The sequence below is a fragment of the Flavobacterium sp. ABG genome (assembly GCF_001027725.1).
In the GTDB taxonomy this organism is placed as follows: domain Bacteria; phylum Bacteroidota; class Bacteroidia; order Flavobacteriales; family Flavobacteriaceae; genus Flavobacterium; species Flavobacterium cupriresistens.
Genome location: NZ_LEKS01000016.1, coordinates 64,077 through 76,172 on the forward strand (window position 1 = coordinate 64,077; position 12,096 = coordinate 76,172).

The window sequence follows — 12,096 nt, forward strand, 5'->3', positions numbered from 1 at the left end:
AACTAAAAAACAAAAGCCCCGAATAACGGAGCTTTTTAATTGTTTTTGCGGAGAAAGAGGGATTCGAACCCCCGGACCTGTTACAGTCAACAGTTTTCAAGACTGCCGCATTCGACCGCTCTGCCATTTCTCCAGTATGTCGCTTTCATTAGCTGATTGCGAGTGCAAATATAGTGCGCTTTTTCGATTATAAAAACTTTTGAAGCACTTTTTTTGAACTTTTTTTTGCTGTTATTTTAAGTGTTTAAGTATCAGTATTTACGAAAAGATAATTTTTGCTTTTTTTATGCCAGGTGGTCTAAAATAGCTACCGGTTTCTTGTTTTCATCAACCGCAACAAACGAAAATGTTCCTGAAACAACACTTTCGCGGAGTTCTGAATACATTTGCTCCATGAAAATATCCACGTGAATTTTACAACTTGTTGTTCCAACACTAATTACTTTAGCAACCAATTCGATTAAAGTTCCGGCCGGGATTGCTTTTTTGAAGTCAATTTGGCCTGTAGAGATCGTTACTACTTTTTTTCGGCTGAAACGAGTGGCACAAATAAATGAAACTTCATCCATGAGCTGTAGGGCAGTACCCCCAAATAAAGTATCATAATGATTCGTTGTACTAGGAAAAACGGCTTTAAAAATATGAGTTTCCGATTTTGCAATTCTTTCTTCTAATGTTCCCATATTAATAGCTTACGTATTCAGTGATTTCAAGACCATAGCCGATCATTCCGACACGTTTGGTTTGTTCGGTATTCGATACCAATCTAATTTTAGAAATGTCAATATCATGAAGAATTTGAGCTCCAATTCCGTAATCTTTACTGTCGATAATTACTTTTGGCGCTTTCATTGTTCCTTCAGCCTGTAGTGTTTTAAGCTCTTGAATTCTGTTCAATAAATTTACGGCCTGCATATCCTGATTGATAAAGATAACCGCACCTTTTTCGTTTTCATTGATCACTTTAAACATATCGTCTAACTGTTGTTCCGCATTGTTAGTCAGCGTACCAAGTAAGTCATTGTTTACTTGTGAAGAATTTATTCTGGTCAGAATCGTTTCTCCAAGATTCCAGGTTCCTTTGGTTAAAGCAATATGAATTTGTTTGTTTGTGGTCTGTTCGTAAGCTCTTAATCTAAAAGTTCCGAAGCGAGTCTCAATGTCAAAATCTTCTTTTTTAACGATCAGACTGTCGTGTTGCATTCTGTAGGCGACTAAATCTTCAATCGAAACTAATTTCAAATCGAATTTTTTAGCCACTTTTATTAGTTGAGGTAAACGGGCCATTGTTCCGTCCTCGTTTAAGATTTCGCAGATAACACCGGCAGATTTAAAACCCGCAAGTCTTGCAAAGTCAATTGCAGCTTCCGTATGTCCGGTTCTTCTTAAAACACCACCTTGTTTGGCTACTAATGGAAAAATATGTCCAGGGCGCGCAAGTTCGTGTGGTTTTGTGTTAGGGTCAACCAAAGCCTGAACGGTTTTAGATCGGTCGGCCGCAGAAATTCCTGTGGTAACGCCATTTCCTTTTAAATCGACAGAAACCGTAAAAGCTGTTTCCATATGATCGGTATTGTTGCTAACCATGGCGCGTAAATCAAGTTCTTTGCAACGGCTTTCCGTAAGAGGCGTACAAATTAATCCACGTCCGTGAGTTGCCATAAAATTGATCATTTCCGGAGTTACTTTTTCGGCTGCAGCCAAAAAATCACCTTCGTTCTCACGATCTTCATCATCGACTACAATGATTACTTTACCTTGACGAATATCTTCTATAGCTTCTTCAATGGTATTCAATTGTATTTTAGTTGTTGACATAGTTATTGTTTATTTTGAACAGGGAAAAATCGTTCAGAAATTTTTTGAAATAGTTGTGAAATAGGAGTTGTAATTGCGTCAAAATTGATTAATCCATTGTCGTTTGTCGCACGGTAGGTAAGCAGTACGGCCAACGGCAATAAGATGAATGATGACATCCATGAACCAACAAACGGAGTCATTCCGCCTTCTTGAGACAGTCTTTTTCCAAAGGTGTTGATAAAGTGAAAGGTGATAAAAATCAAAACGGCAAATACAATTGGCAGACCAAGTCCACCTTTTCGGATAATGGCACCTAAAGGAGCGCCAATAAAAAACATTAAGAAGCAGGCAAAAGCAATGACAAACTTTTCATATAAAGCAGTCATGTGTTTGTTGATATCTCTTTGTTTGTCTTTTAAATCTTTCTGAGTCGAGTCGATAGCGTAAATATTACTCGTCACATTACTGGCAGCCATTTTTAGAATGTCTGATTTCTCTTTATTGGTGTATAAAGACAAAAGATTGTTCGGTAATGGTTTTTTCTTTTTCTCCGTTTTTAGCGGTTTAGGTGAAGTTTTGATCCCCACCCTTTGATTGATATTTTCCGAAAAAGAGATGATTTCATTGTTTAGATTCTTGTTCAGGGAGTCTAAAGTATAGCTTAATTCGTTAACGTTCAGCATGCCGTAGGTACTTCCGACGTTTTCCTGATCGTCATCCGTTTTATTCAGTTCGGATAAGTCTATATTGATAATTTGCTTTTTGAATTTTCCCTTAATGAAAGGTAATTTTGCACGGTCTTCGTAATCTTTTGGCGTTACATCCTGATAATAATACCCGTCATTTAAGACCAGTTTTAATATACTTGATTTTTCGTTACTGATTAGTTCACCGTCTTTTGCTTTAATTACAGTTTTGTTCTCACCATAATTATTGGTTTTTTCGTGAATAGTAACTCCGGTCAAGATGTTGCCATTTTCACCGGATTTTTTATTTACTTTAATATTGTACGTTCCAACATCGTTAAACTGACCTTCGGCAATTGCCATGGCCGGTTTGGCCTGAGCGATGTTTTTTCGGAAATTGACAAATTTATATTCCGCATACGGGATCACACTATTGGCGAACCAAAACGCAATAATACTTAGGAAACAGATGAAAATTATCAAAACCCGCATGGCTCTTTGTAAGGATATCCCTGAGGATTTCATAGCAGCAAACTCGTAATTCTCTGCCAGGTTACCAAAAGTCATAATAGATGCCAATAAAACCGATAGCGGTAAAACCAATGGTATTATTCGGGGCATCGAGAAAAGAAGGAATTTCACAACCAATATCAAGTCCAAGTCTTTACCGGCAAGTTCCGAAATAAAGAGCCAAACCGTTTGGAGAATGAATATGAAAAAAAGAATTACAAATACCGTAGTAAATGTAACTAAGAATGTTTTTAGTAAGTATTTGTCTAAAATTTTCAACCTTGTAATTAGTCTAATTTGTTGATGTAGTATTTTGGATATTTGCTCGCTACAAATGTAAATTGATTTTTTGATAAAGGCTGGTTGGTTTTAAAAGAATTAACGGTCAAAGTGGTTTTTGTTCCATTTTTTCCGGTTTCAATTAAATTGTAGATGTGTTTTGTTTGCACATCAATCCCTAAAAGAATCTCTTTTCTTTGATCTTTTGAACTTGTAGGAGCTAATTTTACGTATTGAATTTTTCTGCCTTTAACATTCTGAACAATATCCATGTTGTATTTATAACCTGAATTAAAGAAAGTAAGCATTTTTGACGGTGTAATTGCATTATCGTCTTTTTCGTTTACTTTAGAAATGGTCACTTCTTCGTCTTCCGGAACAATAGTATACGTTTTTTGCCCGTCAAAGATTTTAGTAACACCCATGAAATTTAATACATATTGATTGCCTTTCATGATTACATTTCCTTTACTGTCCTGATTGATGTTTTCTTTTGCGTTGTTCAAAGAATATTTAAAATCAATAGCAATATTGTTGTAGCTTTTTATTTTAGCCGTCACCTGATTCAATAAATCTTTGGCTTTTTTATCCTGAGCCTGCATAGAAGTGAAGCTCAAAAGCAATATAAATGCCATTTGAAAATACTTTTTAGTCGTGCTTTTGATAGAGTTGTTGTGGATTTCCTGAATTTTAGTTTTCATGATGGGGTTAATTTTGTTCATTATTAAAAAATTGATCAAGAGCACTTAAATCTGAGATGTTTACGCTTCGTGCTTTACTGCCTTCAAAAGGTCCAACAATACCGGCTGCTTCCAGCTGGTCGATTAAACGACCCGCCCTGTTGTAACCTAGTTTTAGTTTTCTTTGCAATAAGGAAGCGGAACCTTGCTGAGCATTGACAATAATCTCAGCAGCTTCTCTGAATAAAGTGTCTCTTTCGGAGATATCCATATCAAGATTAATGCCATTTTCTTCCCCAATGAACTCAGGAAGTAAATAAGCAGTGGCATATGCTTTTTGTCCACCGATAAAATCAGTGATTTTTTCAACCTCCGGAGTGTCGATGAAAGCACATTGAACACGTACCACATCATTCCCGTTAGTATACAATAAATCCCCTCGTCCAATTAATTGATCTGCTCCCTGAGTGTCAAGAATTGTTCTCGAGTCAATTTTAGAAGTTACTCTAAAAGCGATTCTCGCAGGGAAGTTGGCTTTAATTAAACCTGTAATTACGTTAACAGATGGTCTTTGTGTGGCGATAATTAAGTGAATACCAATAGCACGTGCCAGCTGTGCCAAACGCGCAATCGGAATTTCGACTTCTTTTCCGGCAGTCATAATCAAATCGGCAAACTCATCCACCACCAAAACGATGTACGGTAAAAAGCGGTGTCCTGCTTCCGGATTTAATTTTCGGGCTTTAAATTTATCGTTGTATTCCTTAATATTACGAACCATCGCATCTTTTAATAACGAATAACGATTGTCCATTTCAACACAAAGAGAGTTTAAAGTGTTGACTACTTTTGCATTGTCAGTGATAATAGCGTCTTCGGTATCAGGAAGTTTGGCTAAATAATGTCTTTCGATTTTATTGAATAAAGTAAGTTCTACTTTTTTCGGATCGACCAAAACAAATTTTACTTCAGCCGGATGTTTTTTGTATAAAAGAGAAGTCAATACCGCATTCAGTCCAACCGATTTCCCTTGTCCTGTAGCTCCTGCCATCAATAAGTGAGGCATTTTAGCTAAATCGACAACAAAAGTTTCGTTAGAAATGGTTTTTCCTAAAGCAATTGGCAGTTCCATTTCAGCTTCCTGAAATTTAGCAGAACCAATTACACTTTTCATTGATACAGTTGTAGGGTTTTTGTTCGGAACCTCAATACCGATAGTTCCTTTTCCTGGAATTGGTGCAATAATACGGATTCCTAATGCAGACAGAGACAAGGCAATATCGTCTTCTAAACTTTTGATTTTAGAGATTCTGATTCCGGCCTCCGGCACAATTTCGTATAAAGTTACCGATGGACCAACCGTTGCTTTGATCTGAGCGATTTCAATTTTGTAGTTACGAAGGGTGTCTACAATTTTGTTTTTATTTTCTTCTAATTCTTCCTGATTAATGGTAATTCCGCCTGTCGAATATTCTTTTAATAAATCGATAGTTGGGAATTTATAATTCGACAAATCTAAAGTAGGGTCAAATAAACCAAAATCAGCTACCAGACGGGAAGCCAGATTTTCTTCGATGATGTCTTCTTCTTCAGGAGTTTCAATAACAAATTCTTCGGCATGTACCGGTGTTTCTGTTGTTGGGTTGATGTTCATTTGAAGCGGTTTCACAACCGGGTTCAAATCAATTTCAGAAGAATTTGAAATGGTTGGTTTTAATGCTTCTTTGTTAATTTCAAATTGAGATTCATTTGTTTTTAAATGAATGTTATCTAACTCTTCATCAGGTTCTTCAACAGCAAATTCCTCCAGATTGTAGGCGTTTTCCGTTTTAGGCTGAGTTTTAAGAGCATTTAATTCAGATTTGATTTCATTTTTTGTAGAATCAAAATAAGACTGAATTTTTTCCGGAGACAGTTTTATTTTGAAAATCAAGTATATGATTAATCCAAAAAGCAAGGCGAGTAAAGTACCTGTTTTTCCGATATAATCTTGTGAAAATAAATTCAACTCATAACCAATAGTTCCGCCCAATTCGGGTGCAGAAGTAGCAAAGAATCCAAATAAAACAGAAACAATAATGATGGCAAACAAATCCCAGAACCAAATGTTTTTTAGTTTTTTGAGAGATAATTCCAAAGCTAAAAACATTCCGGTAAGGAAAAAGAGTCGTACAAAAATAAAAGCGGCTAATCCAAATCCTTTGTAAACGATGATGTCGGATAAAAAGGCTCCAAATTTCCCCAGCCAGTTTTGCACTACCTCAGAGCGGTCGCCGAGTTCACTAACGGCACTTTGGTCCGATTGTCCATTAATATAAAAGGAAATAAATGCAACTAGTAATGCAATAGAAAACAAGACCAGAAGGCAGCCTATAACAAACCGTTGTTGTTTGTTTGGTCTCCAGTGTCTTGAAGTCTCAGCCTTTGGCTCGTTTTTTTTATCTAAAGTTTCTTTTTTTGTTGTTCTTGCCATTCTTGCGTTTCCTGTTGCCTATATGAATTTTGGGATGTAAATGATCAGTCCTATTGCGATCGCTGTCATTGCGGCAAAAAATACCGCTCCGGCAGCAATATCTTTAATAAAACCGATTCTTTCGTGGTAATTTGGGTGAATAAAATCAGCTACTTTTTCTACAGCAGTGTTTAAACCTTCTACGCTTAATACAAGACCAATTGCTAAGGTCTGAAAAAGCCATTCTTCATGAGAAATATGAAAATAAAAACCGGCAATAGTCATTAGTATTCCTAATGAAAATTGTACCATAACACTGTGTTCGGTAGTGATTAATTTTAAGGCGCCTTTAAAAGCGTAAGTTACGCTTTTAAGTCGGCCTTTAACAAATGTATTGTCTTTTTGGAATTCCATTCTGTGATTTATAGTGCTGCTAAAGCGGCTTCGTAATTTGGTTCGTTTGCAATTTCAGCAACCTGTTCTGTATGCGTAATTTTTCCATCAGCATCTACAACGATAATGGCTCTTGAGTGTAAACCGGCTAGTGGTCCGTCAACGATTTCTAAACCATTGCTTTTACCAAAATCACCTGCTTGAAAATCAGATAAGTTAACTACATTTTCTAATCCTTCAGCACCACAAAAACGTTTTTGAGCAAATGGTAAATCTCTTGAAATACACAAAACGGTAGTATTCTCTAAAGTACTGGCGCTTTCGTTGAATTTTCTAACAGAAGTCGCACAAGTTCCTGTATCTACACTAGGAAAAATATTTAAAACCAATTTTTTACCAGCAAAAGTGCTCAAAGAAGCTACTGATAAATCGTTTTGTACTAATTTAAAATCAGCTAGTTGTGAACCAACTGCTGGTAATTCGCCTGAAGTATGAACCGGATTTCCTCCTAATGTTATTGAAGCCATGATTTTTGTTTAAATTAATGAGGTTCAAAAGTAAGGATTAATATTTGAATGTAAAAGTATTTGTTATGGGTTGTGGGAACAATAAAATGAGCCCTTCGACTTCGCTCAGGGGGACAAACGGGAGATTTTAGTTTTTCGGAATGTCAGTCTGAGCGAAGTCGAAGACCTTTTAAGTGATAAAGCCCTTCGACTCCGCTCAGGGGGACAATGATAGTGTTTTAGATTTTTTGGGTGTCAGTCTGAGCGAAGTCGAAGACCTTTTAAGTGATAAAGCCCCTCGACTTCGCTCAGGAGGACAATGATGGTGTTTTAGATTTTTTGTGTGTCAGTCTGAGCGAAGTCGAAGACCTTTTAAGTGATAAAGCCCTTCGACTCCGCTCAGGGGGACAATGATAGTGTTTTAGATTTTTTTGTGTGTCAGTCTGAGCGAAGTCGAAGACCTTTTAAGTGATAAAGCCCTTCGACTCCGCTCAGGGGGACAATGATGGTGTTTTAGATTTTTTGTGTGTCAGTCTGAGCGAAGTCGAAGACCCTTTAAGCGATAAACCCCTTCGACTCCGATTAAGGAGACATCGGTTGTGAATTAATTGCAAAACAATGTTATTAGGTTAAGATTGTAGACGAGGACTAAACTGAGACTGACTACTGAGACTGATTACTAAAAAAAAGTGCATAAAAAAAAAGTGCTCCCTAAATTAAGAAAGCACTTTTAAGTCATGTTTTTTTGTTTTTTTTGAGAGAGGCCGACTATTTGTCGATAGAACCCAGGACACGTTTCATAAACGCGTTTAGAGCTTCTTTTTTATCTGTTCCCTGAACTACCATTTTATGTACTTCTAACGCACCATACATGTTAGAAATTAGTTCACCAATTACATCTAATTCTTCATCTTTTAGAGATGGAATTTCGGTCATGGCCTCAAGAACTTCAATCGTTTCGATGATGTAATCCTGATCATTTTCTTCTATAAACTGCGTTAATTGTTTTATTACGGGTAATTTCATGTTTTGTCTGTTTATTCGTTAAATCGATTGTTTGTTAAATCAATTAAACAATTTCGTTCACTAATTCGATTAAAACTTCTTGTTTGTTGGTTTGTGTTTCGTTTACCAATTTACCGTTTACAAAAGTAGCAAAGGTTGGTAAGTTGCTCACATTAGCCAATTTTCTGGATTCCGGAGAATTCTCAGCATCAACCAAAACAAAAGTGATAGCGTCATTTTCTGTTGCTAATTTTTTGAATTTTGGTTTCATAATACGGCAGTTTCCACACCATGATGCTGAATATTGTACTACTACCTTTTCGTTTTTAGCAACTAAATCTGCTAACGTATCTTCGTTTAAGTCGATTAACATATTGTTTGATTTAAATTCCAATATTTTAAATTCCAAATTCCAAACTTTTTGGTGGGAATTTTGAAATTTTGATTATTGAAATTGTTATTGAATTTTTGTGAAGGGAAATCTGTGGATTTAAAACCCAAATTCCAATTTGCTATAAAACTGATTTATATTCATTGGAATTTGGAATTTAAAAAATTTGGAATTTAGTATTCTTAGTTTGCGCTTAAGTATTCAGCAGTACTAAGTCTGTCAGCACTCATAGCTTCTTTTCCGGCTTCCCAGTTTGCAGGACAAACTTCACCTTTAACTTGAATGTGAGTATAAGCGTCAACCATACGTAAATATTCGTTTACGTTACGTCCTAATGGCATATCGTTAACGCTTTCGTGGAAGATTTTTCCAGTTTCGTCAATTAGGTAAGTAGCTCTGAAAGTTACGTTTGAACCTTCGATGATTACTGAATCAGTTTCTTCGCTGTATTCTGTAGCATCGATATCTAAAATACCTAAAATGTTAGATAAGTTACGGTTTGTATCAGCTAAGATTGGGTAAGTTACACCTTCGATTCCACCGTTGTTTTTTGGAGTGTTTAACCAAGCAAAGTGTACTTCGTTTGTATCACATGAAGCTCCAATTACGATAGTATTTCTTTTTTCAAATTCTGGTAAAGCAGCTTGAAAAGCGTGTAATTCAGTTGGACATACAAAAGTGAAATCTTTTGGGTACCAAAACAAAAGTACTTTTTTGTTGTTGTTTACTGCTTCTTCAAAAATGTTGATTTTTAAATTATCACCCATTTCTGAGATAGCATCTACTGCAATACTTGGGAATTTCTTTCCTACTAAAGACATATTTTTCGTTTTAAATTAAAAATTTATTTCGGTGCAAAAGTAGGGTATAAGTAAGGGTGTTTGCAATAAGATGTAATTATTAATATTTATTAAGTGATAGGTTTTTGTTATTGTTTGTATTGGGTTCTTTGTAAGTTATTGAATGTCAATATTTACAGGTAAGGTTCCATTGCAAGCTCCGTTTTCAAGAATTTGCAATCCTGCGATTTTTTGAAATTCTTCAAAATCCTGATACGCCTGAACAAGTCCTGAAGCTTTCGAAAGATTAGGAATTACAGGCAAAACATACGGATTACCGAAAACGTAAAGAATACATTTTTTGGTTTGAAGCAAATCGGAAAGTAAAACGATTACTTCGTCATTTATTTCGAAATTGTTCATCGGTTTTGCTTTCGGAACAAATAAAGAAATAAGTATGGTTTCAAAACCTTCCAGTTCTTTTTTAATCGAAGCGGTATTAGAATCTTCTGAATTTTCAAAAGCAAATTCGGGAGAAGCTAATTTTGAATTTAGGGTTTTAAAAAAGCTATTTTCTGTATTTTTATACAAACTCAATTTAGCTAATTGGTTGTTTTTATGTGCTTCGAAAGCCTGTTCCGTATTCGAAGTGTCGATGATTTTGGTCAGGCAATTTGCTGCAATTTTGGTATTCAAAACAGCTGCTTTTTCGAAATCTAATTCACCGTGAGCAAATTCTTTTTCAGATAAGATTCCAACCTTCTCTTTGCATTTCAAGATTCGGTTATAACTTTCTTCGATGCGTTCCGGACTAGCTTTTTTTAAGATTTCCTGAATTCCTTCGGGCACATTTTCAGCAAAACACAAAACATCGTTTCCGGCGTTAAAAGCTTCCCATTCCAGTTCGCCTTTTGTTTCGTATAGTTTTGAAACACTGTGCATATTTAAGGCATCCGAAATGACTAATCCGTCGTAACCCAATCGATCGCGCAAAAGCGTTTCGATAATAGGTTTTGATAAAGTGGCTGAAGTATCTTTTCCGTCATTTAAACTCGGAACAGCCAGATGTCCAATCATGATGGAGTCGACATTGTTTTCGATTCCTTTGATGAAAGGGTATAATTCGTTTTCCAGTAATTCTTCTAAACTCTCCTTTAAAACCGGCAATCCTAAATGCGAATCTACATTAGTATTTCCGTGTCCCGGGAAGTGTTTCAGGCAACCTAAAATCCCGACATCCGACATTCCTCTTAAATATTCCAGCGCAAAATGGGCCACTTTTTCTTTGTTTTCACCAAAAGAGCGGTAGCCAATGACCGGATTATTCGGATTGTTGTTGATGTCTGCCAAAGGCGATAAGTTATAATGAATTCCGGCAGCTTTAAGGTCTAACCCAATTTGTCTTCCAACTTCGTAAACCAGCTCTGATTTGTTTTCAGGCAAAGCACCTAACGTAATTGCGTAGGGATATTGTGGTGTTTTTTCGATACGCATGGCCAAACCCCATTCGGCATCAATACTGATTAAAAGTGGAGTAGGAGCGCATTTTTGGTAACGTGCAATTAAGGCTTTAATTTTTTCGTAGCTGTCGTCGTTAAAAACAACTTTTTTCTTGCTTTCATAATTCGTTGCAGCACTGGCACGACTATGAAAAAAAGTCAGTCCTCCAATGTTGTGTTCTTTTATCAAACGTTCTGTTTCCTGAATGTTTTCTTCGGTATCGTTTATAAAAACGGCAGGAAAAAAGAATTGTCCCACTTTTTGTTTTAAGGCTTCAGCTGTCATTTTCATTAGTATAAAGTCTTTTTCATACAAACACTATTATCCATTTCCTCGTAAGGCGGATAATTTGGAGTTGTCGTATATTTTTGTTTTTGATATAAGGCAATTGCTTCAGGTTGATTTTTGCCTGTTTCCAGAATGGTGTACTTGTATTGTACTTCGGCAGCCCAAGTCTCCAATTCTTTTAAAATGATAGAAGCAATACCTTTTTTTCGATGTTCAAAATGCACATACATGCGTTTGATTTCGACGGTATCATTGGTTTTTTCTCTAAAAGCGCCACAAGCTACGGCAATACCATTTTCATAATAAACGATAGCATGTTTTATGGTATCGGTTTTATTAAATTGATTGTAAAAAGCATGGTCTTCTCCATCTCTTATTTTTAAATCCTGATCTAATAAAACGACCAGTTTTAAGAAATCAGCATCATCTGAATTGGTCCTTTTTAAGCTATTCATGATATAAGTACTGTGAAATTTATTCTTACTTTAGCTTGCTTTTCTTTTGTTTGGCAAGCTGCGTTTTGGTATGTACTGCTTTTTCTAATCGGTTTTTAAATCGAAAGAGTTTTGGCAAACCTTCTAATCGGTCTTCGATGGTGATTTCTTCAAAAACAATAATTGCTTTTTCTAAAATCCGAATTTCGTTTTCAATGTCATTTTGGTTTTTGTAGATCGTGGCCAATCGATCGTAAGGATGATTTCCTTTAAAGCCTTCCGTAACATTTTCTTCGTATAACTCAACTGCTTTTTCAAGATTTCCTGTTTTCTCGAACTCAGCTCCTTTTAGGTTGCGTTCGGATTGTAAATTCGCATTGGTTTCCATAGGTA

At 36.0% G+C, this 12,096-nt stretch carries 13 protein-coding genes and 1 tRNA gene; all 14 read right to left on the reverse strand.

Annotation, left to right across the window (positions count from 1 at the left end; genetic code table 11):
• Nucleotides 1–48 precede the first annotated feature (48 nt).
• Nucleotides 49–133, reverse strand: a tRNA-Ser gene (locus tag AB674_RS15920).
• A 151-nt stretch (nt 134–284) separates the two neighbouring features.
• A complete protein-coding gene (locus tag AB674_RS15925; RefSeq protein ID WP_047778199.1) occupies nt 285–683 on the reverse strand; it encodes an acyl-CoA thioesterase in 399 nt (132 codons plus the stop codon).
• A gap of 1 nt (nt 684) precedes the next feature.
• Complete coding sequence (ribB, locus tag AB674_RS15930; protein ID WP_047778201.1) at nt 685–1,818, reverse strand: 3,4-dihydroxy-2-butanone-4-phosphate synthase; 1,134 nt, start codon at nt 1,816–1,818, stop codon at nt 685–687.
• A gap of 2 nt (nt 1,819–1,820) precedes the next feature.
• Nucleotides 1,821–3,275 (reverse strand): LptF/LptG family permease, encoded by a 1,455-nt coding sequence (locus AB674_RS15935; protein ID WP_047778203.1) that lies wholly within the window; start codon nt 3,273–3,275, stop codon nt 1,821–1,823.
• A gap of 8 nt (nt 3,276–3,283) precedes the next feature.
• The gene (locus tag AB674_RS15940) at nt 3,284–3,976 is read right to left on the reverse strand and encodes a LolA family protein (protein ID WP_047778305.1); all 693 of its coding nucleotides are present in this window, start codon (nt 3,974–3,976) and stop codon (nt 3,284–3,286) included.
• Nucleotides 3,977–3,983: 7 nt separating this feature from the next.
• A complete protein-coding gene (locus tag AB674_RS15945; RefSeq protein ID WP_047778205.1) occupies nt 3,984–6,428 on the reverse strand; it encodes a DNA translocase FtsK in 2,445 nt (814 codons plus the stop codon).
• Nucleotides 6,429–6,446: 18 nt separating this feature from the next.
• Nucleotides 6,447–6,821 carry a diacylglycerol kinase family protein gene (locus AB674_RS15950; protein WP_047778207.1) on the reverse strand — a complete coding sequence of 125 codons (375 nt, stop codon included), beginning with the start codon at nt 6,819–6,821 and terminating at the stop codon, nt 6,447–6,449.
• A gap of 8 nt (nt 6,822–6,829) precedes the next feature.
• Nucleotides 6,830–7,327: a thiol peroxidase gene (gene tpx, locus AB674_RS15955; RefSeq protein ID WP_047778209.1), complete on the reverse strand. Its 498-nt coding sequence runs from the start codon at nt 7,325–7,327 to the stop codon at nt 6,830–6,832.
• A 747-nt stretch (nt 7,328–8,074) separates the two neighbouring features.
• Complete coding sequence (locus AB674_RS15960) at nt 8,075–8,332, reverse strand: DUF6952 family protein (RefSeq protein WP_017495510.1); 258 nt, start codon at nt 8,330–8,332, stop codon at nt 8,075–8,077.
• 43 nt (nt 8,333–8,375) lie between these two features.
• Nucleotides 8,376–8,684, reverse strand: coding sequence for a thioredoxin family protein (locus tag AB674_RS15965; protein ID WP_047778212.1), 309 nt, complete (start codon nt 8,682–8,684; stop codon nt 8,376–8,378).
• A gap of 200 nt (nt 8,685–8,884) precedes the next feature.
• Nucleotides 8,885–9,523 (reverse strand): peroxiredoxin, encoded by a 639-nt coding sequence (locus AB674_RS15970; RefSeq protein WP_047778213.1) that lies wholly within the window; start codon nt 9,521–9,523, stop codon nt 8,885–8,887.
• Between the two features lie 135 nt (nt 9,524–9,658).
• Nucleotides 9,659–11,272 carry a glycoside hydrolase family 3 protein gene (locus AB674_RS15975; RefSeq protein WP_047778215.1) on the reverse strand — a complete coding sequence of 538 codons (1,614 nt, stop codon included), beginning with the start codon at nt 11,270–11,272 and terminating at the stop codon, nt 9,659–9,661.
• Nucleotides 11,272–11,724, reverse strand: a complete 453-nt coding sequence (locus tag AB674_RS15980) for a GNAT family N-acetyltransferase (RefSeq protein WP_047778217.1) — start codon at nt 11,722–11,724, stop codon at nt 11,272–11,274. Before AB674_RS15980 ends, AB674_RS15975 begins: the two co-directional genes overlap by 1 nt.
• Nucleotides 11,725–11,749: 25 nt before the next feature.
• Complete coding sequence (locus AB674_RS15985; RefSeq protein ID WP_047778307.1) at nt 11,750–12,091, reverse strand: hypothetical protein; 342 nt, start codon at nt 12,089–12,091, stop codon at nt 11,750–11,752.
• Nucleotides 12,092–12,096: the final 5 nt, after the last annotated feature.

Coding starts and splice junctions, on each gene's coding strand:
- AB674_RS15925 (WP_047778199.1), bottom strand. CDS start 683: ATGGGAACATTAGAAGAAAGAATTGCAAAATCGGAAACTCATATTTTT.
- ribB (WP_047778201.1), bottom strand. CDS start 1,818: ATGTCAACAACTAAAATACAATTGAATACCATTGAAGAAGCTATAGAA.
- AB674_RS15940 (WP_047778305.1), bottom strand. CDS start 3,976: ATGAAAACTAAAATTCAGGAAATCCACAACAACTCTATCAAAAGCACG.
- AB674_RS15945 (WP_047778205.1), bottom strand. CDS start 6,428: ATGGCAAGAACAACAAAAAAAGAAACTTTAGATAAAAAAAACGAGCCA.
- AB674_RS15950 (WP_047778207.1), bottom strand. CDS start 6,821: ATGGAATTCCAAAAAGACAATACATTTGTTAAAGGCCGACTTAAAAGC.
- tpx (WP_047778209.1), bottom strand. CDS start 7,327: ATGGCTTCAATAACATTAGGAGGAAATCCGGTTCATACTTCAGGCGAA.
- AB674_RS15960 (WP_017495510.1), bottom strand. CDS start 8,332: ATGAAATTACCCGTAATAAAACAATTAACGCAGTTTATAGAAGAAAAT.
- AB674_RS15965 (WP_047778212.1), bottom strand. CDS start 8,684: ATGTTAATCGACTTAAACGAAGATACGTTAGCAGATTTAGTTGCTAAA.
- AB674_RS15970 (WP_047778213.1), bottom strand. CDS start 9,523: ATGTCTTTAGTAGGAAAGAAATTCCCAAGTATTGCAGTAGATGCTATC.
- AB674_RS15975 (WP_047778215.1), bottom strand. CDS start 11,272: ATGAAAATGACAGCTGAAGCCTTAAAACAAAAAGTGGGACAATTCTTT.
- AB674_RS15980 (WP_047778217.1), bottom strand. CDS start 11,724: ATGAATAGCTTAAAAAGGACCAATTCAGATGATGCTGATTTCTTAAAA.
- AB674_RS15985 (WP_047778307.1), bottom strand. CDS start 12,091: ATGGAAACCAATGCGAATTTACAATCCGAACGCAACCTAAAAGGAGCT.